Source organism: Pseudomonas sp. GM18 (assembly GCF_000282195.1).
Taxonomy (GTDB): domain Bacteria; phylum Pseudomonadota; class Gammaproteobacteria; order Pseudomonadales; family Pseudomonadaceae; genus Aquipseudomonas.
This window is the reverse complement of the sequence record NZ_AKJT01000022.1, coordinates 1-22418: the sequence shown is the minus strand read 5'-3', so window position 1 is coordinate 22418 and position 22418 is coordinate 1. Positions and strand designations below refer to the sequence as shown.

Below are 22418 nucleotides of genomic sequence, written 5' to 3'. Positions count from 1 at the left end.
GTTATTCACAGGGCTTAATCCACAGAAAAGGGCTGAGCGAGCAAATCCCGGGCACGGAAAATTTGCCCGAGCAGAAAAATCTGCTCGGCAGCGGAGGGCTATTTCAGAAGAAGAGGAGCAGACAGGCCAGAACGGCCTGTCTGTGGGTAACGCAGAAGGACTATTTACCGATGCAGAAGCTGGAAAAGATCCTGCCCAGCAGATCATCGGAGCTGAATGCGCCGGTGATTTCGCCCAAAGACTGCTGGGCTTGCCGCAAATCTTCGGCCAATAGTTCACCGGCACCCGCTAACGTCAGCTGCGCGCGGCCGTGTTCGAGGGACGCACTCGCGTGACGCAGTACCTCCAGGTGACGCCTGCGAGCACTGAAGCTGCTTTCAGAGGTCTGCTCGTAACCCATGCAGGCCTTGAGATGCTCGCGCAGTAACTCCAGGCCTTCGCCGGCGGACCTGGCACTGAGGCTGATCGTTACGTGGCCATCGTTACTGACTTCCAGGGCAATTGCTTCGCCCGTCAGGTCTGCCTTGTTACGAATCAGCGTCACTTTTGCCGGATCCGGGCGGGTTTCAAGGAATTCAGGCCACAAGGCAAATGGATCAAGGGCCTCGGGAGCCGTGGCATCGACCACCAGCAACACCCGATCCGCTTCGCCGATGGCTTTCAATGCCCGTTCGACGCCGATTTTCTCCACCTGATCATCGGTATCCCGCAGCCCTGCAGTGTCAACCACATGTAACGGCATGCCATCGATGTGGATATGTTCGCGAAGAATGTCCCGGGTCGTGCCGGCAATCTCGGTTACGATCGCGGCTTCACGTCCGGCCAAGGCATTCAGAAGGCTGGACTTGCCGGCATTCGGCCGGCCGGCAATGACTACCGTCATGCCGTCACGCAGCAAGGCCCCCTGCCCGGCTTCCCTAAGCACTGTGGATAATTCGTCGCGCACTTTATCCAGCATGCTCAGCACATGGCCATCGGCAAGGAAGTCGATTTCTTCTTCAGGGAAGTCGATGGCCGCTTCGACGTAAATGCGCAGGCCTATCAGTTGCTCGGTAAGGTTATGCACACGCTGGGAAAACGCCCCTTGCAACGAACGCAGGGCATTTCGTGCTGCCTGTGCAGAACTTGCTTCGATCAGGTCGGCAATGGCTTCGGCCTGAGCCAGGTCAAGCTTGTCATTGAGGAAGGCGCGTTCGCTGAATTCACCCGGTCGGGCCAGACGGCAGCCCAGTTCAAGGCAGCGTTTGAGCAACATATCCAGGACGATTGGTCCGCCGTGGCCCTGCAGCTCCAGCACATCTTCGCCGGTGAACGAATTCGGTCCCGGGAAATACAGCGCGATGCCTTCGTCCAGCACCTCTTCGTTTTCACTGAGGAACGGGCCGTAATGGGCGAACCGCGGTTTCAGTTCGCGGCCGCTGATGGCTTTGGCCGCCACACTCGCCAGCGGCCCGGAAATACGGACGATGCCCACACCGCCGCGACCTTGAGCGGTGGCGACGGCAGCGATGGTTTCACGAGGAACGCTCATAAACCGGTATCCAGACAAAAGTGACAGATAGCAAAACGCCCCACTAGGGGGCGTTTTGAGTGGTTATCCACAGTGTAAATCAGGCAGCTGCTTTGGTAGCCGCTTCGATCTTACGGGTGATGTACCACTGTTGGGCGATCGACAGGCAGTTGTTCACTACCCAGTACAGTACCAGACCGGCCGGGAACCACAGGAAGAAGAAGGTGAAGATGATTGGCATCAGCTTCATCACCTTGGCCTGCATCGGATCCGGAGGCGTCGGGTTCAACTGCTGCTGGATGAACATGGTTGCGCCCATGATGATCGGCAGAATGAAGAACGGATCCTTGATCGACAGGTCAGTAATCCACAGCATGAATGGCGCCTGGCGCATTTCCACGCTTTCCAGCAGAACCCAGTACAGCGAAAGGAAAACCGGCATCTGCACCAGGATTGGCAAGCAGCCACCCAGTGGATTGATCTTCTCTTTCTTGTACAGCTCCATCATGGCTTGCGACATTTTCTGCCGGTCTTCGCCATGTTGCTCTTTCAGCGCGGCCAGTTTCGGTGCCACTGCACGCATGCGAGCCATGGATTTGTAGCTGGCGGCCGACAGTGGGAAGAAAATCCCCTTGATCAGCATGGTCAGGAAGATGATCGAGAAGCCCCAGTTACCAACCAGTGCGTGGATATGTTGCAGCAACCAGAAGATTGGCTGGGCAATGAACCACAGAATGCCGTAGTCGACGGTCAGTTCCAGACCTGGGGACAACTGTTTCAGCACAGCCTGGCTTTTTGGACCTGCGTACAGAACGGCGCTGGTTTCAACCTTGGCACCTGGCGCAGCGGTCAGGGAAGGACCGGTGTAGCCGATGATGTAGTTGCCTTTGCTGTCTTTACGGGTCTGGACGACGTTGTTTTCGCCCTTGGCCGGAATCCATGCGGTCACGAAATAGTGCTGCAACCAGGCAACCCAGCCACCGCTGACGGTTTCTTTCAGCTGAGCCTTGTCCATGTCCTTCATCGACACTTTCTTGTACGGCTCGTTACTTGTCCACAGGGCGGCGCCCAGGTAAGTCGCGGTGCCGGTGGCAGTGCTGGAAGAAGGATCGGAACTGGCATCACGCTTCAGTTGCGCGAACATTGCACCGGACCAGGGCTGAGCGCTCTGGTTGTCGATCAGGTAGGAAACGGTCACGTCATACAGGCCACGTTTCAGGGTGAAACGCTTGATGTAGTTGACGCCGTCCTTGCTGAACTTAAGGTCCACGACCAATTGGTCCTGACCGTCAGCCAGTTGATAAGTCTTCTTCTCGGAGGAGTAAACCGGACGACCGGCAGGACTTGCGTCCGGGCCGTTGGTGCCGATCAGGCCGCTCTGAGCCAGATAAGTCCGCTCGTTGCCGTTATCGAACAGCTGGAATGGAATTTCCGGATGGTCCTGGCGACGTGGATACAGCGGCAGCGTCAGCTGGGCAACATCGCCACCTTGTGGATCGATAGCCAGGTTGAGCACATCCGTTTTGATCTGGATGAGGTCTTTGCTTGCAGCCACTGGCGTTTCAGCAGGTGCAGTTGCAGTTGCACTGGTATCGCTTGCGGCACGCGGGATGTCGTCACTGGCGGAAGCATTATTGCCAGTCGCCGTATCCGGTAGGCCCGGTGCGGTAGTACTGGAAGCAACATTCTGAGTCGGCAGGGCAGCCTGGCCATAGTCCTGGTTCCATTTAAGAACCATAACGTAGGACACGATTGCCAGGGCGACGATCAGGATCGTGCGTTTGATATCCATGATTACTCGGCCATCGAAGAAGAACGGGAGGTAGGGATAGGTGGAACCGGGTCATAACCACCGGGATTCCACGGATGACAGCGACCTAAACGACGAAAGGTCAGCCAGCCACCGCGCAGAAGGCCATGATTTTCTATGGCTTCTAACGCGTAGCAGGAACAACTGGGGTAGAAACGACAGTGATTGGCCATCAGGGGACTAATGGCATAGCGATAAAACTGGATCGGAACGAGTGCCAGTTTACGCATCGGGACTGTCTACCCCTACAGTTTCGGCTTTGACTGCTGGTACCGGCTTGCTGCGTGCCAGACGTTTCCAGAGTTTGCCGAAATGCTGAATCAATTCGGGGTTTTCTACGTCACCCAAACCTTTGCGCGCGACGATAACAATGTCCCAACCGACCAGTGAATCCTGGTTCAGGCGAAACGATTCGCGCATCAGACGTTTGAGGCGATTGCGCTCGACGGAGAGCTTTACGCTCTTTTTCCCGATAACCAGCCCGAGACGGGGGTGATCAAGATCGTTATTGCGCGCAAGGAGCAGGAGATTTTTCCCCGGAACCTTGCCGGTAGGGGAGTCAAAGACTGCCTTGAAATGCCGGGGAGTAAGCAGACGCTTATCCCGACTGAAGTCCTGACTCACCTCCAGTGCCGGATTATCAAACTGCCAGACGCGCACGACCTTTGGCGCGACGACGCGACAGGACGGCACGACCGTTCTTGGTAGCCATGCGAGCACGGAAACCGTGGGTACGAGCGCGTTTGATAGTGCTTGGTTGGAAAGTACGTTTCATTGTCGTGTTACCTGGTTCGTCCACAACGGGCCGGAATGGCCCCCGTTTTAAGAGACCGGGGATTCTAGAGAAAGCAAGCCTCTAGGTCAATTTCCAACCAACGTTTCCTTATAAATAGATCTCCAGAGGTTTTGCTCGTCCGCAGGTCGTTAGCTAGATATAGAAATAAAGAAGGGAATTATTTAAAGCTTTTCTGTAAAGCTTGTAAAAGCTAGGGGCACGATCATCTGTGGATAACTACCTTAAGCCCTTAAGAAACGTGATGTACAGAGAATGACAACTACGGTGGAAAACGGTGGTCAGCCTGTGCTGCGCTATCGGATAAGCTGTGCGTGGAAAGGTCAGTTATCCACAGCCAGGTTATCCACCGAGTTTCGCCCCCACTTGTCCAGTGCCCTCATGGGCGGTTATCCACAGAGCTTATGCACATACCGTTGGTCTTCTTTTCGAGGGTTAACGCGTTGATAATTCATGCCCTGTGCGCAACCTGCATGTGGATAAGTGGGCGTCTGGCCGCTACAATGACCGCTTGTTTTTGCCTCACCGGCTTTCAACTTAGGGGATATCCGTGTCAGTGGAACTTTGGCAGCAGTGCGTGGAGCTTTTGCGCGATGAGCTGCCTGCCCAACAATTCAACACTTGGATCCGCCCGCTACAGGTCGAAGCCGAAGGCGACGAGTTGCGTGTCTACGCACCGAATCGTTTTGTTCTCGACTGGGTCAACGAAAAGTACCTGGGCCGCGTCCTTGAACTGCTGGATGAGCACGGCAATGGCATGGCGCCGGCGCTTTCCTTATTAATAGGCAGCAAACGCAGTTCGGCACCGCGTGCGGCACCCAATGCCCCGTTGGCCGCTGCGGCGTCCCAGGCTCAGGCGGCTGCGGCACCGGTCAGCGCTCCAGCCCCTGCTCCGGCGGCGGCACCGACCAAGCGTTCGACGCAAAAAGTTGCCGAGGTCAGTGAAGAGCCGTCCCGCGACAGCTTCGACCCAATGGCGGGCGCCAGTTCGCAACAGGCCCCGGTTCGTTCCGAGCAGCGCACTGTGCAGGTCGAAGGTGCGCTCAAGCACACCAGCTACCTGAACCGCACTTTCACCTTCGAGAACTTCGTCGAAGGTAAGTCCAACCAACTGGCACGGGCTGCGGCCTGGCAGGTGGCGGACAACCCTAAACACGGTTACAACCCGCTCTTCCTTTATGGCGGCGTCGGTTTGGGTAAAACCCACTTGATGCACGCTGTGGGTAACCACCTATTAAAGAAGAACCCGAATGCCAAGGTCGTGTACCTGCATTCGGAGCGTTTCGTGGCCGACATGGTCAAGGCGCTGCAGCTGAACGCGATCAACGAGTTCAAGCGCTTCTACCGTTCGGTGGATGCGTTGCTGATCGATGACATTCAGTTCTTCGCTCGCAAGGAACGTTCGCAGGAAGAGTTTTTCCACACCTTCAACGCGTTGCTCGAAGGTGGCCAGCAAGTCATTCTCACCAGTGACCGCTATCCGAAAGAAATCGAAGGCCTTGAAGAACGCCTCAAATCCCGCTTTGGCTGGGGCCTGACGGTTGCCGTCGAGCCGCCGGAGCTGGAAACCCGCGTAGCGATCCTGATGAAAAAGGCTGACCAGGCCAAAGTCGATCTGCCACACGACGCGGCATTCTTCATCGCCCAGCGTATTCGCTCCAACGTCCGTGAGCTGGAAGGCGCGCTTAAACGCGTGATCGCCCACTCGCACTTTATGGGCCGCGACATCACCATCGAGCTGATTCGCGAATCCCTGAAAGACTTGTTGGCGCTGCAAGATAAACTGGTCTCTGTGGATAACATTCAGCGCACCGTCGCCGAGTATTACAAGATCAAGATCTCCGACCTGCTGTCCAAGCGTCGTTCACGCTCGGTAGCACGTCCGCGTCAGGTCGCTATGGCGTTGTCCAAGGAATTGACCAACCACAGCCTGCCGGAAATCGGCGATGTGTTTGGCGGCCGCGACCACACGACTGTTTTGCACGCCTGCCGCAAGATCAACGAGCTTAAGGAATCCGACGCGGACATCCGCGAGGACTATAAGAACCTGCTGCGTACACTGACCACTTGATGAACACCAGCGCAGCTTATTAAGGCAAGGGACTAGACCATGCATTTCATCATTCAACGCGAAGCCCTGTTGAAACCCCTGCAACTGGTCGCAGGCGTCGTCGAGCGCCGACAGACCTTGCCGGTGCTTTCCAACGTGCTGCTGGTTGTCGAAGGCCAGCAACTGTCGCTGACCGGTACCGACCTGGAAGTCGAGCTGGTCGGTCGTGTGCAACTCGAAGAGCCTGCAGACCCGGGTTCCATCACTGTGCCTGCGCGCAAGCTGATGGACATCTGCAAGAGCTTGCCGAACGATGCGCTGATCGATATCAAGGTCGACGAGCAGAAGCTCGTGGTGAAGGCCGGCCGTAGCCGCTTCACCCTGTCGACCCTGCCGGCCAATGATTTCCCGACGGTGGAAGAAGGCCCGGGTTCGCTGACCTGCAGCCTGGAGCAAAGCAAACTGCGTCGTCTGATCGAACGCACCAGCTTCGCCATGGCGCAGCAGGACGTGCGTTATTACCTCAACGGCATGCTGCTGGAAGTCTCGGCCGGGATCATCCGCGCCGTGGCGACCGACGGTCACCGTCTGGCCATGTGCTCGATGCAGGCCGATATCGGTCAGCCGGATCGTCATCAGGTCATCGTGCCACGCAAAGGTATTCTGGAACTGGCGCGTCTGCTGACCGAACCGGACGGCAACGTCAGCATCGTGCTGGGCCAGCATCACATCCGTGCTACCACCGGTGAGTTCACCTTCACCTCGAAACTGGTCGACGGTAAATTCCCTGACTACGAGCGCGTTCTGCCTAAAGGCGGCGACAAGCTGGTACTCGGCGATCGCCAGGCCCTGCGTGAAGCGTTCAGCCGTACCGCGATTCTGTCCAACGAGAAGTACCGCGGCATCCGTCTGCAACTGGCCAACGGTCAGCTGAAGATCCAGGCGAACAACCCGGAGCAGGAAGAAGCGGAAGAAGAAGTGGGCGTTGAGTACAACGGCGGCTCTCTGGAAATCGGCTTCAACGTGAGCTACCTGCTCGACGTATTGGGCGTGATGACCACCGAGCAGGTTCGCCTGATCCTGTCCGACTCCAACAGCAGTGCGCTGGTGCAAGAGTCCGACAACGACGACTCGGCTTACGTTGTCATGCCGATGCGTCTGTAATCATGCTCAGCAGAAGCTAGATGTCCTTAAGTCGCGTCTCGGTCACCGCGGTGCGCAATCTGCACCCGGTGACCTTCTCCCCCTCCCCCCGAATCAACATTCTTTACGGCGCCAACGGCAGCGGCAAAACCAGTGTTCTGGAAGCCATTCATCTGCTGGGGCTTGCCCGTTCGTTTCGTAGCACCCGCCTGTTGCCGGTCATTCAGTACGAGCAATTGGCGTGCACGGTATTTGGCCAGGTCGAATTGGCCGAGGGCGGGCACAGCGCATTGGGGATATCTCGCGATCGTCAGGGAGAGTTCCAGATCCGTATCGACGGGCAGAACGCCCGTAGTGCAGCACAACTGGCGGAGATCCTGCCGCTGCAGTTGATCAACCCGGACAGCTTCCGCCTGCTGGAAGGCGCGCCGAAGATTCGCCGGCAGTTTCTCGACTGGGGTGTGTTCCACGTGGAACCGCGATTCATGTCCACGTGGCAGCGCTTGCAGAAGGCCTTGCGCCAGAGAAACTCTTGGCTGCGGCATGGTACACTTGACGCCGTTTCGCAAGCGGTTTGGGACAGGGAACTGTGCCAGGCCAGCAATGAAATAGATGAATACCGCCGCGCTTACATCAAAGCCTTGAAACCAGTCTTTGAACAGACCTTGAGCGAACTGGTTGAGCTTGAGGGCTTGACGCTCAGCTATTACCGAGGCTGGGACAAAGACCGTGAGTTGAGTGCAGTGCTCGCCGGATCCCTTCAGCGGGATCAGCAAATGGGTCATACCCAGGCCGGACCACAACGTGCTGATTTGCGTCTCCGATTAGGCGCACATAACGCCGCGGACATCTTGTCCCGTGGTCAGCAGAAGTTGGTGGTCTGTGCATTGCGGATTGCCCAAGGGCACTTGGTCAGCCAGGCCCGACGCGGCCAGTGTATTTATCTGGTGGATGACCTGCCGTCCGAACTGGACGAGCACCACCGTCGCGCGCTTTGCCGCTTGCTGGAAGACTTACGCTGCCAGGTATTTATCACCTGTGTAGATCACGAATTATTGAGGGAAGGCTGGCAGACGGAAACGCCAGTCGCTCTGTTCCACGTGGAACAGGGCCGTATCACCCAGACCCACGACCATCGGGAGTGAAGGCATTGAGCGAAGAAAATACGTACGACTCAACGAGCATTAAAGTGCTGAAAGGCCTGGATGCCGTACGCAAACGTCCCGGTATGTACATTGGTGACACCGACGATGGCAGCGGTCTGCACCACATGGTGTTCGAGGTGGTCGATAACTCGATCGACGAAGCTTTGGCCGGCCACTGCGACGACATCAGCATCATCATCCACCCGGATGAATCCATCACCGTTCGCGACAACGGTCGTGGCATCCCGGTAGACGTGCACAAAGAAGAAGGCGTCTCGGCGGCCGAGGTCATCATGACCGTGCTGCACGCCGGCGGTAAGTTCGACGACAACTCCTACAAAGTTTCCGGCGGTCTGCACGGTGTAGGTGTATCGGTGGTTAACGCCCTGTCCGAAGAACTGGTCCTGACCGTTCGCCGCAGCGGCAAGATCTGGGAACAGACTTACGTCCACGGTGTTCCGCAAGAGCCGATGAAAATCGTTGGCGACAGCGAATCCACCGGTACCCAGATTCACTTCAAGCCTTCGGCTGACACCTTCAAGAACATCCACTTCAGCTGGGACATCCTGGCCAAGCGGATTCGCGAACTGTCCTTCCTTAACTCCGGTGTCGGCATCGTCCTCAAGGACGAGCGCAGCGGCAAGGAAGAGTTGTTCAAGTACGAAGGTGGTCTGCGTGCGTTCGTTGAATACCTGAACACCAACAAGACTGCGGTCAACCAGGTGTTCCACTTCAACATCCAGCGTGAAGATGGCATCGGCGTGGAAATCGCCCTGCAGTGGAACGACAGCTTCAACGAGAACCTGTTGTGCTTCACCAACAACATTCCGCAGCGCGATGGCGGTACTCACCTGGTGGGTTTCCGTTCGGCACTGACGCGTAACCTGAACACCTACATCGAAGCGGAAGGTCTGGCGAAGAAGCACAAAGTCGCCACTACCGGTGACGATGCCCGCGAAGGCCTGACGGCGATCATTTCGGTGAAAGTGCCGGATCCGAAGTTCAGCTCCCAGACCAAAGACAAGCTGGTGTCTTCCGAAGTGAAGACCGCGGTCGAACAGGAAATGGGCAAGTACTTCTCCGACTTCCTGCTGGAAAACCCGAACGAAGCCAAGCTGGTCGTCGGCAAGATGATCGACGCGGCCCGTGCCCGTGAAGCGGCGCGTAAAGCCCGTGAGATGACCCGCCGTAAAGGCGCGCTGGACATCGCCGGCCTGCCGGGCAAACTGGCGGACTGCCAGGAAAAAGACCCTGCCCTTTCCGAACTGTACCTCGTGGAAGGTGACTCTGCTGGCGGCTCCGCCAAGCAGGGACGTAACCGCAAGACCCAGGCCATCCTGCCATTGAAGGGCAAGATCCTGAACGTCGAGAAGGCGCGCTTCGACAAGATGATCTCTTCGCAAGAAGTGGGCACCTTGATCACCGCGCTGGGCTGCGGCATCGGTCGCGACGAGTACAACATCGACAAGCTGCGTTATCACAACATCATCATCATGACCGATGCTGACGTCGACGGTTCGCACATCCGCACCCTGCTGCTGACCTTCTTCTTCCGTCAGTTGCCGGAGTTGATCGAGCGTGGCTACATCTACATCGCCCAGCCACCGCTGTACAAGGTCAAGAAAGGCAAGCAAGAGCAATACATCAAAGACGACGACGCCATGGAAGAGTACATGACGCAGTCGGCCCTGGAAGATGCGAGCCTGCACCTGAACGAGGAAGCCCCGGGTATCTCCGGTGAAGCCCTCGAGCGTCTGGTGAATGACTTCCGTCTGGTGATGAAGACCCTCAAGCGCCTGTCGCGCCTGTACCCACAGGAGCTGACTGAGCACTTCATCTACCTGCCAGCCGTCAGCATGGAGCAACTGTCCGATCACGCAGCGATGCAGGATTGGCTGGCTCAGTACGAAGTTCGCCTGCGCACCGTCGAGAAGTCCGGCCTGGTCTACAAGGCCAGCCTGCGCGAAGACCGTGAACGTAACGTCTGGCTGCCAGAGGTCGAACTGATCTCCCACGGCCTGTCGAACTACGTCACCTTCAACCGCGACTTCTTCGGCAGTAACGATTACAAGACCGTCGTTTCCCTGGGCGCTCAACTGAGCACCTTGCTGGACGATGGCGCTTATATCCAGCGTGGCGAACGCAAGAAAGCCGTCACCGAGTTCAAGGAAGCCCTTGAATGGTTGATGGCCGAAAGCACCAAGCGTCATACCATCCAGCGATACAAAGGTCTGGGTGAGATGAACCCTGATCAGCTGTGGGAAACCACCATGGATCCGGGCTCGCGCCGCATGCTCAAAGTGACCATCGAAGACGCCATTGGCGCCGACCAGATCTTCAACACCCTGATGGGTGATGCGGTCGAACCGCGCCGTGACTTCATCGAAAGCAACGCCTTGGCGGTGTCTAACCTGGACTTCTGATCCGGTACCGCCAAACCAAAAAAGGCCAACGCAAAGCGTTGGCCTTTTTTATTGATCGTAGAAATGTAACCGCTCTTCATTCGCCGGTAGTCGCTACGCTCTCAAGCCGATACCCATACCCGTAAATCGTCAGCAGTTGCCAACCGCGATCAGCCGTCAGGCCCAGCTTGTTGCGCAGGCGATAAATATGAGTATCGAGCGGGCGGGAGGACACGATTTCTTCATGGGTCCAAAAGCGCTGATACAAGTATTCACGGGACAAAGGTCGGCCCAGATTGGCGAACAGGCAGCGGGCGAGACGGTATTCCCGTTCGGTCAGGCTGATGGGGGTGGAGGCACGGGTGACGGTGAGTTCGGCGTCGTCGAATTCGAGGTCATTGAATGTGAGTATTTCGGTGGCTGCTGTGCGTTGCAGCCCATGCCGACGAAGCACCGCGCTGACCCGAGCCATCAGTTCGTTGGGACGAAACGGTTTGCTCACGTAATCATCGGCTCCGGCGTTCAAGGCCTGGACAATATCGCTTTCGGTATCGCGACTGGTAAGCATGATCGCGGCCGGTGGTGAGTCCATGTGTTCCCGGGTCCAGCGCAACAACGACAGGCCGCTGATATCGGGCAATTGCCAGTCGAGGATCAGCAGATCGAAAGTTTCCCGGCGAAGTTGCCGTAACAGGTCCTCTCCCCGCTCGTAACTGTGCAACGTCCACGCCTGCTCCCCCGTTACGGGGATCTGCCGCAGTGTCTGTTCCACCCGGCGGAGTTCGGCGGGTTCGTCATCCAGTATTGCGACACGCATGCCGAGTGCTTCCTTCATCTCGTAAGTGCAACGGTTAAGAAAATTCCTACAGGAGTTTAGGCTGATTGATTGAATCTGAACAATTGTGGCGAATTGCTGCGGATTTCCCAAGTATGGATACGCTGCTGATGTCACTTCGCCGGTAGGCGTTGAATCATCGGCAGAATGTTCAAGGGACTGTGGGAAGATGCGTCTAAATATTCTCTCTAATGGGTTCACAAGGCTGGCAGCGTTGATGTTGGCAGCTGGCCTGGGGCTGGGGTGCACCACGGTCCAGTCGATTGCAGTCATCGATCAGGCGGCTGTGCCGCGTTACTTTGGTCCAACAGAGACAAACACAGTGATGGGCGACTCGCCAGGCTTTGCCCCGGTGCACTCCGCACAGGTGGAAGCCGACCAGCTCGACATTCGCTCGGCGCAACAACGTTGGGTGTTTTAGGCGCCTTCAGTCAATTCTGAACAAATATTGAGAATGACCGCGCAAGGTCGCTTATGCCGGTAAATTCGTTTTCGCTGAGCGGCACAGGGGCATCGGGATGTGCTCCGACGCAGGGAGCGTCAATGCCAAACTGCAGGACCGTCGATCGCCGGTTTTCGGCGGGTCTGCAGTTCAGGGGAAAACACACGGAGTGCCTGCTCGGCTCCGACACAGGGATGTGTCATCTCATTTCCTTTGCTCCCATGGCTATCTGCCAGAGCATCCGGTCAGGTATCGTGCGTCAAGCGCGTGCGTTTCCCGGCATGATTTGTATAAGAGCATAAAAGCCAATCCATGAACCCCATGACCTTATTGCTCCCACGCCGTTCTGGCGTTTGTCTTTTACTGGTTGCCGGCTTGATGGGATTGCTCACCCAGAGTGCATCGGCGGCTGCCATCTCGGCAAAACGTCTGCCTTATATCGATGACAATCAACAATGCCGCGGCCAACCGCTGCCCGCGACTGTCGAGCACCTGACCGGCGAAGCCTGGAAACTGGACACCAAGGGTAAACAGACGCCACTGCAAGAAGGCATGCCGATCGACGAGCAGGAAGGCGTCAAGACCTCGCCCTCGGCGTTTGTCAGCCTGTCCCTGGGCGATGGCTCGCGGGTAGTGTTGCCCTCCAGCTCCCACATCACGCTGCACCTCAATGAAGAACATTCGATCCCTCAGGTTATCCTTGAGCAGGGCCAGGTCGAGTCCTATGTGATCAAGCGTGCCAGCGACCATGATCGTTTTCAGATCGTCACGCCGGTCGGTGTACTGGGCGTACGGGGCACGCACTTCCGGGTGCGCAACGATGACGGTGGCCAGGCACTACTGGAGGTGCTGAACGGGCAAGTGGCGGTCAATCGTGATGACGTACCGTCGCCCCCCCGCTCTGCCCGCTCCACTGCCAAACGGACTCAGGGCCCTGAGGATGACGAAGTCCAGGTCATGGCCCGTCAGGGGTTGCGTATTCAGAAACAAGGCACGTTGACGCCAATCGACTTGTTGCCCGCCCCGCGTTTGTTGGGGCAAGCCGGTCAGACGGGTAATGTGCCTGTCTGGCAATTGATCATGAAGCCCATCGAAGGGGCCACGCGTTATCGGGCGCAAGTGGCCACCGACGCGGCCTTTCTGGACATCAAGCAAGAGCAGTTTTCCAGCACACCCGAGGTCAAATTCAGCGGGCTGAAAGCGTTGTTCTACCATGTTCGCCTGTCGGCGTATGACGCTCAGGGGTTAGAGGGAGAGACCGGGGTGTATGACATTTTCTATTACCCCAGGACCACGCGTGTCCAATAACACCCTGGCCGACGACCGATGAAGGGCCGCCCAAGGAAGGACGGTCGCGAGCCGACCCAGGCTCAGCGGCTGTTTCGGCGAATGGTCCGCGAGTGGTTGTGGGTCAGCCTGATCCTGTTGCCGCTGACGGCGGCGCTGTCGATGAGCCAAGGCCTGACCTTGAGCAATCTGCTATACGACAACCTGCGCCGGCTGAGCCCGCTGCCGGTGGACCCACGAATACTCATCGTCACGATCGACGACTACAGCTTGCAGCAGCTTGGCCGATGGCCTTGGCCGCGAGCCATGCACGCGCAACTGCTTGATCGGCTCAGCGCCGCGAACGCCAAAGGCATTCTGTTCGACGTCATTTTCAGCGAACCCGATAGCCATCCCGGCAACGATCAGCTTCTGGCCCAGGCGGCCTGCCGTGCCGGAAATGTCTTCGTGCCGTTGCTGCGTGAAGGCGTGGCGCGTTATGGGCAGCCTTTGGGGGAAATTGAACCGGTGGCGCCACTGAGCCATTGCGCCAAAGGCATCGGGCACATCAATGCCCAAGCGGATGCCGACGGGATCGTGCGCAGTGTGTATTTAAGCGAAGGACCGGCACAACAAACACGCGCGCAACTGGCCTGGCTGTTGTACGAACAGACCCTTGCCGACAAGGAAAATGTACCGATGCCCGGAACCCCTGCCCCGCCGTCGATGCAAGGCTGGCAGCGAGCCCACGAAATACGGATTCCCTTCATCCGTTCCGATGCGGGTTTTCCCAGTGTGCCCTACGTCAGCGTCTTGCGCGGTGAAGTCCCGCCCGAGTTGCTGCGCGATCGCTTGATCCTGATCGGCTCCACCGCTCCAGGTTTGGGGGACCGTTACGTGACACCGCAATCGGCGAGCATCGGTACCACCCCGGGCATCGAAATTCAGGCGAATATCCTCAACGGGCTGCTGCAACAGCGCAACATTGTGGCTCTCGATGAACGCTTGGCGGCGTTGTTATCGGTGGTGATTGTCGGTGAGTTGCTGGGCCTGATGTTGGTGCGTCCGCGTCGCGCCCTATGGCTGACCCTGGGGGCAATGGCGGTCGCGCTGCTGGGCTCGGGCCTGCTGTTACGTCTTGGTTGGTGGTGGTCACCGGCCGCGAGTCTGCTGGGTATGCTGTTGGGTTACCTGATCTGGAATTGGCGAAGGCTGAATGCGGTGCTCGCCTATTTCGGCTGGGAACTGGCGCGCCTGGACAGCGAGCCGAAAGTCTTTCCCGAACGCCGCCGCACCCCGGCCCCGGCCGGCGATGTGCTGCAAGGGCAAATCGTCGCGCTGGAGCAGGCCATGAGCCGGACCCGTGACACCCGGCGGTTCATTGCCGATGGCCTTGAGTACTTGCCGGTGGCGACGCTGATCAGCGATCCGAACGGGCGCATTCTGTTGGCCAACCGCAAGGCTCGAGAGATATTTTCCAGCAGCCTGGTGGGCGAGGACATGCTCGAGCAACTGAGCGAGTTAGGTTACCCGGTACCGTCCAATGGAACGCTACCTGCGTTGTCGGCCCTGGAGTCGCTGGAGTTTCGTGACACCCAGGCACGCAGCCTGCGTCTGGACCTGGCGCCGCTGTTGCCGGCCGAAGGCGACTCGGTGATTGGCTGGTTACTGAGCCTCACTGACTTGAGCGTCGAACGGGACGCCGAGGAGCAGCGGGCCGTGTTGCTGCGTTTCCTGTCTCATGACCTGAGGGCTCCCCACTCGGCGATTCTGGCTTTGCTCGACGTTCAACGGCATCAGGAGTCTGGCGACACTCAAGTGTTCAGTCAGATCGAATTACAAGTGCGCAAGGCGCTGAACCTGACCGAGGCTTTTGTGCAGTTGGCAAAGGCTGAATCCGAGGCCTATCAGTTTCAGCCGAGCATGTTCGCGATGTTGCTGCTCGATACCTTCGACCAGGCCTCGAGCATCGCTCATCTGAAGAACATTCAGTTGCTGCATGACCTCGACGAAGACGCTGAAGCGCTGGTCCTGGCTGATCAGTCGTTACTGACACGGGCACTGTTCAATCTGCTGGAAAACGCCATCAAGTACAGTCCGGCAGGTTCGCGGATCACCGTGCGGGTGAGTTGTGCCGAGGGCTGGTTGACGTGCGAGATCGCCGACCAGGGCCGAGGGATTGCCGTCGAAGAACTTCCCGAGCTGTTCAGTCAGTATCGACGCTTTGCATCGGCTCACGGCAGTGACGGCCTGGGGCTGGGGTTGTCCATGGTCAAGGCCGTAGTGGATCGTCACGGCGGGAGGATTTCCTGTCATAGCGTGGTGGGGCAAGGCACAACGTTCAGTGTCGAGCTGCCCCTATTGAGCGAATGAGCCGAACACTTTTCACAGGCATAAAAAAACCGGCTATATCAGCCGGTTTTTTTACGTCCGAAAAAAACTTATGCACGTTTTCCGAAATTTTATCTTCTTAAGAAATATGTATGAAAATCAAAAGCTTAAAAACTAAATACAGCGATTTTCAACAAAACGGTACACAGGTTATCCACAGAATCTCAGACAGTCACTTGATCGGTCGCACTCGGTGCCGCCGGGGCTGCTGGCAGCGAACCCATTTCGCGTTGCATCTGTTCGTTCCAGGCCTGCACCCGGTCATTCAGATCGGCGATGGCCCGTGGTCCGTTACCCTCGGCGTACATTGGCGCGCCGATGATCACGGTGATCACGCCCTGCTTTTTGGCCCAACCGGTTTTTGGCCAGAACTTGCCGGCATTGTGTGCAATCGGCAGCACGGGCAATGACGCATTGACGGCCAATGCGGTGCCGCCACGGGAGAACTTGCCGATGGTGCCGTAGGGAACGCGAGTCCCTTCCGGGAAAATCAGTACCCAGACATTGTCCTTGAGCAGTTCATCACCCTTTTTTGCCACATGCTTGAGCGCAGCTTTCGGGTTGTCACGGTCGATGGCGATCGGCCGCAGCATGGCCATGGCCCAGCCGAAGAACGGCACGTAGAGCAGTTCGCGCTTGAGCACCTGGCTCAACGGTTCGAAGTAGGCCGAGAGAAAGAACGTCTCCCAGGTGCTCTGGTGGTTCGACTGAATCACGCAGGGCTGCTCAGGTACGTTCTCGGCACCCTTCACTTCGTAGCGAATACCCAGGAAGACTTTGCTCAGCCACAAGGCGCAGCGGCACCAGTACACGTTGATAAAGCGATAACGCGCCTTGAACGGCAGAAACGGCGCGATAAAAAAGCTCAGGGTGCACCAGAGCAACGAACTGGTGCCCAGCAGCAGGTAAAAGAGGAAGGTTCTGATGGCCTGCAGTATCGACATGGCGACATTTACCGTTGCGGGCACTGCCCGCCTATTCAAGCGCACTCCCGATCAGTCCTTGGCCAGGATGTCAGAAGAGCCTTAGTTGTGGATAAGTTCTGCGGCAATCGCCGCCAGATCGTCAAAAATCAAGGTGCCTGCCGGTAGGGTCTTGCCCTGAGTCTTTTCGCCTTTCCCGGTCTTTACCAAAACTGGCTGACAGTCGACGGCTTTGGCGGCTTCCAGGTCACCGAGAGTATCGCCGACGAACCATAGATTCGTCAGCGAAACGTTGTAATGCGCGGCGATGGTTTTCAACATCCCGGGTTTTGGCTTGCGGCAATCGCAGCCGTCGTCTGGCCCGTGCGGGCAATAGACGATCAGCCCGACTTCGCCGCCCTGCTCCGCCACCAACTCGCGCAAGCGAGCGTGCATGGCCTCCAGGGTGGCGATGTCGTAATAGCCGCGAGCGATGCCCGACTGGTTGGTGGCGACCGCCACCGTCCAGCCGGCCTTGCTCAACTGCGCGATCGCTGCGATCGAACCGGGGAGTGGAATCCACTCCTCCACCGACTTGATGTACGCGTCGGAGTCGTAATTGATCACCCCGTCCCGATCGAGAATCAGCAGTTTCAACAGCAGCCCCTCAGCCCAGCAACGAAATGTCGGCGACGCCGAGGAACAACCCACGCAGACGCGCCAGCAGCGCATAGCGGTTGGCTCGCACCTTGGCGTCTTCGGCGTTGACCATCACGGCTTCGAAGAACGCATCCACCGGCTCGCGCAATGCGGCCAGACGCGCCAGCGATTCGCTGTATTGACGAGCAGCGGCCATTGGCTGCACAGCCTGGTCCGCCTGCTGGATCGCCGAATACAGCGAGAACTCGTTGGCGTTGTCGAAGTACTTGGCTTCAACGACCGTCGGCACAGAGCCTTCGACCTTGCTCAGCAGATTCGACACTCGCTTGTTCACGGCGGCCAGGGCAGCGGCTTCCGGCAATTTGCGGAACGCTTCCACCGCTTGTACGCGCTGGTCGAAGTCCAGGGCCGAACCCGGCTTCAGGGCACGTACCGACAGGTAGGTCGCGACGTCCACACCTTCGTCTTCGTAACGGGCACGCAGACGGTCGAAGATGAACTCCAGCACGGCGTCATTGAGGCCGGCAGCCTTGACCTTGGCACCGAACGCATTCACGGCGAAGGCCACGGCGTCGTTCAGGTCGAGGTCGAGTTTCTTGTCGATCAGGATCCGCAACACACCCAGCGCTGCACGCCGCAGGGCATACGGGTCTTTGCTACCGGTCGGCAGCATGCCGATACCGAAAATACCCACCAGGGTGTCGAGCTTGTCGGCGATGGCCACGGCCGCACCGGTCAGGGTGGTCGGCAGTTCAGCGCCGGCACCGCGCGGCATGTACTGCTCGTTCAGCGCCAGGGCGACATCTTCCGGCTCGCCATCGTTGAGGGCGTAGTAGTAACCGGCGACACCTTGCATCTCCGGGAACTCACCGACCATCTCGGTCGCCAGGTCGCACTTGGACAGCAGGCCGGCACGCGCCGCCCAGGAAGCGTTACCGCCGATGCGAGCGGCAATGTAGGCCGCCAGTTTCGACACGCGCTCGGCCTTGTCGTAGACGCTGCCGAGTTTTTCCTGGAACACCACGTTCTGCAGACGCAGATTGAATTCTTCGAGTTTTTGCTTCTTGTCTTGCTTGAAGAAGAACTCGGCGTCGGTCAGGCGTGGGCGAACCACTTTCTCGTTACCGGCGATGATCTGCTGCGGATCCTTGCTTTCGATGTTGGCCACGGTAATGAAACGAGGCAGCAACTTGCCGTCGGCATCCAGCAGGCAGAAGTACTTCTGGTTGTCCTGCATGGTGGTGATCAGCGCTTCTTGCGGCACGTCGAGGAAACGCTCTTCGAACGAGCACACCAGCGGCACCGGCCATTCAACCAGCGCGGTCACTTCGTCGAGCAGGGCTTGCGGAACGATCGCCGTACCTTCCTGCATTGTCGCCAGTTCTTCGGTGCGCTTGCTGATCAGCTCGCGACGCTCGTTGGCGTCGGCCAGTACATAAGCAGCACGCAGATCGTTCAGGTAGTTGGCCGGCGAGGTGATGCGCACGCTTTCAGGGTGGTGGAAGCGGTGACCACGGGAGTCGCGGCCGGCCTTCTGAGCGAGGATGGTGCAGTCGATGACGTGGTCACCGAGGAGCATTACCAACCATTGGGTCGGACGAACGAATTCTTCCTTGCGGGCACCCCAGCGCATGCGCTTGGGGATAGGCAGGTCGTTCAGGGAGTCTTCGACGATGGTTGGCATCAGGCTCGCGGTCGGCTTGCCGGCGATGCTTTGGCTGTAGCGCAGCTTCGGGCCGCTCTGATCGATTTCGCTCAGCTCGACGCCGCACTTCTTGGCGAAGCCCAGGGCCGCTTGAGTCGGGTTGCCTTCGGCATCGAACGCAGCCTGACGTGGCGGGCCGTCGAGGTTGATGCTGCGATCCGGCTGCTGGGTCGCCAGCGCGGTGATCAGCACGGCCAGACGACGCGGCGCGGCGTAGACGGTTTTGCTCTCGTAGTTCAGGCCAGCGGCTTGCAGGCCTTTGTCGATACCGGCCAGGAATGCTTCGGCCAGGGTGTTCAGGGCTTTGGGTGGCAGTTCTTCGGTGCCCAGTTCAACCAGAAAATCTTGAGCACTCATTGTGCAGCCTCCAGCTTGGCCAGTACTTCATCACGCAGGTCCGGGGTCGCCATCGGGAAGCCCAGCTTGGCGCGAGCCAGCAGGTAGGCTTGCGCGACGGAACGCGCCAGGGTGCGTACACGCAGAATGTATTGCTGACGCGCGGTCACCGAGATCGCCCGGCGCGCATCCAGCAGGTTGAAGGTGTGTGAGGCCTTCAACACCATTTCGTAGCTCGGCAACGGCAGCGGCTGGTCGAGTTCGATCAGGCGCTTGGCTTCGCTTTCATAGAAGTCGAACAGTTCGAACAGCTTCTCGACGTTGGCGTGTTCGAAGTTGTAGGTCGACTGCTCCACTTCGTTCTGGTGGAACACGTCGCCGTAGGTCACCTTGCCGAACGGACCGTCAGCCCAGACCAGGTCGTAGACCGAGTCCACGCCTTGCAGGTACATGGCCAGACGTTCCAGACCGTAAGTGATCTCGCCGGTCACCGGGTAGCACTCGATGCCGCCCGCTTGCTGGAAGTAAGTGAACTGCGTCACTTCCATGCCGTTGAGCCAGACTTCCCAGCCCAAGCCCCAGGCGCCCAGCGTTGGCGACTCCCAGTTGTCTTCGACGAAACGGATGTCATGCACCAGCGGGTCCAGACCCACGTGCTTGAGGGAGCCCAGGTACAGTTCCTGGAAGTTGTCCGGGTTCGGCTTCAGCACCACCTGGAACTGATAGTAGTGCTGCAGACGGTTCGGGTTTTCACCGTAGCGGCCGTCAGTCGGGCGACGACTGGGCTGCACATAAGCGGCGTTCCAGGTTTCCGGGCCAATGGCGCGCAGGAACGTGGCAGTGTGGAAAGTGCCGGCGCCTACTTCCATATCGTAGGGCTGAAGTACCACACAACCTTGCTCGGCCCAGTATTGCTGGAGGGCGAGGATCAAGTCTTGGAAGGTACGCACGGCTGGCGTAGGCTGGCTCACGAAATTCACCTGTTTCTTGGGCTGCGATTTAAAGAGCGGGAGTATACCCGATTCGGTCCTGCGCACGCCCCCTGGAGCCTTATGCCACGCTGCTTTTGGTGTACCGAAGATCCGTTGTACATGGCTTATCACGATCAGGAGTGGGGCACGCCGCTACGCGATGCGCAGGGATTGTTCGAGTTGCTTTTGCTCGAAGGGTTCCAGGCCGGGCTTTCCTGGATCACCGTGTTGCGCAAACGCGAGCGTTATCGCGAGGTGCTGTTCGGCTTCGATGTACAGCGCGTGGCGCAGATGAGTGACGCTGAAATCGATGAGTTGATGCTCGATCCGGGGATCATCCGCAATCGCCTCAAACTCAACGCCGCCCGGCGCAATGCCCAGGCTTGGCTGGAGCTGGAGGACCCGGTGGCGTTTCTCTGGTCGTTCGTCGGCGGCACGCCGGTGATCAATCATTTCAAGGATCGCAGTGAAGTCCCAGCGGTGACACCGGCCGCCATCGAGATGAGCAAAGGCTTGAAAAAAGCCGGCTTCACGTTCGTCGGCCCGACCATCTGTTATGCGCTGATGCAGGCTTCGGGCATGGTCATGGATCACACCCGTGATTGCGATCGCTACGCCCCCTTGGCGAACGGCGGTTAGAATAGCCGCCTCGCGCACAGCACAAGATCAGGAGTGACCTGTGGATAAGTTTAAAGGCGCCTTGCTGGTAGGCGCTCTGCGGCTGTTTGCCCTGCTGCCGTGGCGGGCAGTGCAGGCGGTGGGTTCGGCGATTGGCTGGATCATGTGGAAAACCCCCAACCGTTCCCGCGACGTGGTGCGGATCAACCTCGCCAAGTGCTTTCCGCAGATGGACCCGGCCGAGCGTGAGCGTCTGGTCGGCCAGAGCCTGAAAGACATTGGCAAGTCCTTGACCGAAAGCGCCTGCGCGTGGATCTGGCCAGCCCAGCGTTCCATTGAACTGGTGCGGGAAGTCGAAGGCCTCGACGTTCTGAAAGAGGCTTTGGCGTCCGGCAAAGGTGTGGTTGGCATCACCAGCCACCTGGGCAACTGGGAAGTGTTGAACCACTTCTATTGCAGCCAGTGCAAACCGATCATTTTCTACCGCCCGCCAAAACTGAAGGCGGTGGATGAGTTGCTGCGCAAGCAGCGGGTGCAATTGGGGAACCGGGTGGCCGCTTCCACCAAGGAAGGCATCCTCAGCGTGATCAAGGAAGTGCGCAAGGGTGGCGCAGTGGGCATTCCGGCTGATCCGGAACCGGCCGAATCTGCCGGGATCTTCGTGCCATTCTTCGCCACTCAGGCCCTGACCAGCAAATTCGTGCCGAACATGCTCGCCGGCGGCAAAGCGGTCGGCGTGTTCCTGCATGCCCTGCGCCTGCCGGACGGTTCGGGTTACAAGGTGATCCTCGAAGCCGCACCGGACGCCATGTACAGCACCGATACCGAAACCTCCTGCGCGGCCATGAGCCAGGTGGTCGAGCGGTATGTGCGGGCTTATCCGAGCCAGTACATGTGGAGCATGAAGCGCTTCAAGAAGCGTCCACCGGGTGAAGCTCGCTGGTATTGATGCTGCTGTGGATAACTCCGCAGGCTGAGATCTTTTGATCTTGGCCTGCGTTATCTCTGATCAGTGCGCCTGACGTTCAAGCTTTTTCAGAAACACCGTCATTTCCTTCTCCGCCTGCTTGTCGCCATGGGCGCGGGCGGCTTCCAGGCCCTGTTCCCAGGCCTGCCGCGCCGCCGCGTAGTCCGCCAGCGCCAGATGAGCCTTGCCCAAAAGCTTCCAGGCTGCCGAATACTTCGGATCGAACTCGACGCAGCGCTGGAAATGCTCTGCGGCCTTGGTGTTTTCCCCAATATCCAGATAACCCTTGCCCAGGCCGAAGCGCAGCAATGAGTTATCCACACCCTTGGCGAGCATTTTTTCCAGGGATTCGATCATGGGTGCTTCCTCAGTCAGTGATCGTTCCCACGCTCCGCGTGGGAATGCAGCCCGGGACGCTCTGCGTCCCATTCAAAGCCGAACGCGGAGCGTCCGTTGAGGCATTCCCACGCAG

Annotated in this window: 20 protein-coding genes; 9 read left to right on the top strand and 11 right to left on the bottom strand. The window is 58.4% G+C overall.

Translation table 11 applies throughout. The features are described from left to right. Positions 1 to 160: 160 nt before the first annotated feature. The 5 genes from mnmE to rpmH all read right to left on the bottom strand — a co-directional run bounded on the left by mnmE (position 161) and on the right by rpmH (position 4095). Entirely contained in the window at positions 161 to 1531 is a 1371-nt protein-coding gene (gene mnmE, locus PMI21_RS24510; RefSeq protein WP_007934325.1) for a tRNA uridine-5-carboxymethylaminomethyl(34) synthesis GTPase MnmE, read from the bottom strand. 79 nt (positions 1532 to 1610) lie between these two features. Then, positions 1611 to 3302, bottom strand: coding sequence for a membrane protein insertase YidC (yidC, locus tag PMI21_RS24515; protein ID WP_007934324.1), 1692 nt, complete (start codon positions 3300 to 3302; stop codon positions 1611 to 1613). Between the two features lie 2 nt (positions 3303 to 3304). Next, entirely contained in the window at positions 3305 to 3550 is a 246-nt protein-coding gene (gene yidD / locus PMI21_RS28570; RefSeq protein WP_003213574.1) for a membrane protein insertion efficiency factor YidD, read from the bottom strand. Further along, the gene (rnpA, locus tag PMI21_RS24520; RefSeq protein ID WP_026286513.1) at positions 3543 to 3944 is read right to left on the bottom strand and encodes a ribonuclease P protein component; all 402 of its coding nucleotides are present in this window, start codon (positions 3942 to 3944) and stop codon (positions 3543 to 3545) included. The genes yidD and rnpA overlap by 8 nt, the downstream gene beginning before the upstream one ends. 16 nt (positions 3945 to 3960) lie before the next feature. Continuing rightward, entirely contained in the window at positions 3961 to 4095 is a 135-nt protein-coding gene (gene rpmH, locus PMI21_RS28565) for a 50S ribosomal protein L34 (RefSeq protein WP_003213577.1), read from the bottom strand. 568 nt (positions 4096 to 4663) lie between these two features. Between rpmH and dnaA the strand changes: the two genes are divergently transcribed. The 4 genes from dnaA to gyrB are packed head-to-tail and all read left to right on the top strand — an operon-like array spanning position 4664 to position 10874. Continuing rightward, positions 4664 to 6184, top strand: a complete 1521-nt coding sequence (gene dnaA, locus PMI21_RS24525) for a chromosomal replication initiator protein DnaA (RefSeq protein WP_007934322.1) — start codon at positions 4664 to 4666, stop codon at positions 6182 to 6184. Between the two features lie 39 nt (positions 6185 to 6223). After that, positions 6224 to 7327 carry a DNA polymerase III subunit beta gene (dnaN, locus tag PMI21_RS24530; protein ID WP_007934321.1) on the top strand — a complete coding sequence of 368 codons (1104 nt, stop codon included), beginning with the start codon at positions 6224 to 6226 and terminating at the stop codon, positions 7325 to 7327. 20 nt (positions 7328 to 7347) lie between these two features. Beyond that, positions 7348 to 8451 carry a DNA replication/repair protein RecF gene (gene recF / locus PMI21_RS24535; RefSeq protein WP_007934320.1) on the top strand — a complete coding sequence of 368 codons (1104 nt, stop codon included), beginning with the start codon at positions 7348 to 7350 and terminating at the stop codon, positions 8449 to 8451. 5 nt (positions 8452 to 8456) lie between these two features. Continuing rightward, positions 8457 to 10874, top strand: coding sequence for a DNA topoisomerase (ATP-hydrolyzing) subunit B (gene gyrB, locus PMI21_RS24540; protein ID WP_007934319.1), 2418 nt, complete (start codon positions 8457 to 8459; stop codon positions 10872 to 10874). Between the two features lie 76 nt (positions 10875 to 10950). On the opposite strand, the gene PMI21_RS24545 is transcribed toward gyrB, so the two are convergent. Continuing rightward, a complete protein-coding gene (locus PMI21_RS24545) occupies positions 10951 to 11670 on the bottom strand; it encodes a response regulator transcription factor (protein WP_007934318.1) in 720 nt (239 codons plus the stop codon). A gap of 235 nt (positions 11671 to 11905) precedes the next feature. Between PMI21_RS24545 and PMI21_RS24550 the strand changes: the two genes are divergently transcribed. The 3 genes from PMI21_RS24550 (at position 11906) to PMI21_RS24560 (ending at position 15769) form a co-directional block, all read left to right on the top strand. Next, entirely contained in the window at positions 11906 to 12109 is a 204-nt protein-coding gene (locus tag PMI21_RS24550) for a hypothetical protein (protein ID WP_177318270.1), read from the top strand. Between the two features lie 333 nt (positions 12110 to 12442). After that, positions 12443 to 13438, top strand: coding sequence for a FecR family protein (locus tag PMI21_RS24555; RefSeq protein ID WP_007934315.1), 996 nt, complete (start codon positions 12443 to 12445; stop codon positions 13436 to 13438). An 18-nt stretch (positions 13439 to 13456) separates the two neighbouring features. Continuing rightward, entirely contained in the window at positions 13457 to 15769 is a 2313-nt protein-coding gene (locus PMI21_RS24560) for a CHASE2 domain-containing protein (RefSeq protein ID WP_007934314.1), read from the top strand. A 182-nt stretch (positions 15770 to 15951) separates the two neighbouring features. On the opposite strand, the gene PMI21_RS24565 is transcribed toward PMI21_RS24560, so the two are convergent. From PMI21_RS24565 to glyQ, 4 genes are all read right to left on the bottom strand, one after another. Further along, positions 15952 to 16731, bottom strand: a complete 780-nt coding sequence (locus tag PMI21_RS24565) for a lysophospholipid acyltransferase family protein (protein ID WP_033063807.1) — start codon at positions 16729 to 16731, stop codon at positions 15952 to 15954. 81 nt (positions 16732 to 16812) lie between these two features. Continuing rightward, positions 16813 to 17352: a D-glycero-beta-D-manno-heptose 1,7-bisphosphate 7-phosphatase gene (gmhB, locus tag PMI21_RS24570; protein WP_177318271.1), complete on the bottom strand. Its 540-nt coding sequence runs from the start codon at positions 17350 to 17352 to the stop codon at positions 16813 to 16815. 4 nt (positions 17353 to 17356) lie between these two features. Then, positions 17357 to 19411, bottom strand: a complete 2055-nt coding sequence (gene glyS, locus PMI21_RS24575) for a glycine--tRNA ligase subunit beta (protein WP_007934311.1) — start codon at positions 19409 to 19411, stop codon at positions 17357 to 17359. After that, positions 19408 to 20361, bottom strand: a complete 954-nt coding sequence (glyQ, locus tag PMI21_RS24580) for a glycine--tRNA ligase subunit alpha (RefSeq protein ID WP_003213601.1) — start codon at positions 20359 to 20361, stop codon at positions 19408 to 19410. Before glyQ ends, glyS begins: the two co-directional genes overlap by 4 nt. 81 nt (positions 20362 to 20442) lie before the next feature. On the opposite strand from glyQ, the gene tag reads away from it, so the two are divergent. Together tag and PMI21_RS24590 are read left to right on the top strand one after the other, a co-directional pair. After that, positions 20443 to 21000, top strand: coding sequence for a DNA-3-methyladenine glycosylase I (gene tag, locus PMI21_RS24585; RefSeq protein ID WP_007934310.1), 558 nt, complete (start codon positions 20443 to 20445; stop codon positions 20998 to 21000). Positions 21001 to 21040: 40 nt separating this feature from the next. Next, positions 21041 to 21928, top strand: coding sequence for a lysophospholipid acyltransferase (locus PMI21_RS24590; protein ID WP_007934302.1), 888 nt, complete (start codon positions 21041 to 21043; stop codon positions 21926 to 21928). 60 nt (positions 21929 to 21988) lie between these two features. Here the strand turns inward: PMI21_RS24590 and PMI21_RS24595 are convergent, their stop codons facing one another. Then, positions 21989 to 22303: a tetratricopeptide repeat protein gene (locus PMI21_RS24595; protein ID WP_007934299.1), complete on the bottom strand. Its 315-nt coding sequence runs from the start codon at positions 22301 to 22303 to the stop codon at positions 21989 to 21991. Positions 22304 to 22418: the final 115 nt, after the last annotated feature.

Bases quoted from the DNA above. Each gene is read 5' to 3' on its own strand.
- mnmE (WP_007934325.1), bottom strand. From the start codon at position 1,531: ATGAGCGTTCCTCGTGAAACCATCGCTGCCGTCGCCACCGCTCAAGGT.
- yidC (WP_007934324.1), bottom strand. From the start codon at position 3,302: ATGGATATCAAACGCACGATCCTGATCGTCGCCCTGGCAATCGTGTCC.
- yidD (WP_003213574.1), bottom strand. From the start codon at position 3,550: ATGCGTAAACTGGCACTCGTTCCGATCCAGTTTTATCGCTATGCCATT.
- rpmH (WP_003213577.1), bottom strand. From the start codon at position 4,095: ATGAAACGTACTTTCCAACCAAGCACTATCAAACGCGCTCGTACCCAC.
- dnaN (WP_007934321.1), top strand. From the start codon at position 6,224: ATGCATTTCATCATTCAACGCGAAGCCCTGTTGAAACCCCTGCAACTG.
- recF (WP_007934320.1), top strand. From the start codon at position 7,348: ATGTCCTTAAGTCGCGTCTCGGTCACCGCGGTGCGCAATCTGCACCCG.
- PMI21_RS24545 (WP_007934318.1), bottom strand. From the start codon at position 11,670: ATGCGTGTCGCAATACTGGATGACGAACCCGCCGAACTCCGCCGGGTG.
- PMI21_RS24550 (WP_177318270.1), top strand. From the start codon at position 11,906: ATGTTGGCAGCTGGCCTGGGGCTGGGGTGCACCACGGTCCAGTCGATT.
- PMI21_RS24555 (WP_007934315.1), top strand. From the start codon at position 12,443: ATGAACCCCATGACCTTATTGCTCCCACGCCGTTCTGGCGTTTGTCTT.
- PMI21_RS24560 (WP_007934314.1), top strand. From the start codon at position 13,457: ATGAAGGGCCGCCCAAGGAAGGACGGTCGCGAGCCGACCCAGGCTCAG.
- PMI21_RS24565 (WP_033063807.1), bottom strand. From the start codon at position 16,731: ATGTCGATACTGCAGGCCATCAGAACCTTCCTCTTTTACCTGCTGCTG.
- glyS (WP_007934311.1), bottom strand. From the start codon at position 19,411: ATGAGTGCTCAAGATTTTCTGGTTGAACTGGGCACCGAAGAACTGCCA.
- tag (WP_007934310.1), top strand. From the start codon at position 20,443: ATGCCACGCTGCTTTTGGTGTACCGAAGATCCGTTGTACATGGCTTAT.
- PMI21_RS24595 (WP_007934299.1), bottom strand. From the start codon at position 22,303: ATGATCGAATCCCTGGAAAAAATGCTCGCCAAGGGTGTGGATAACTCA.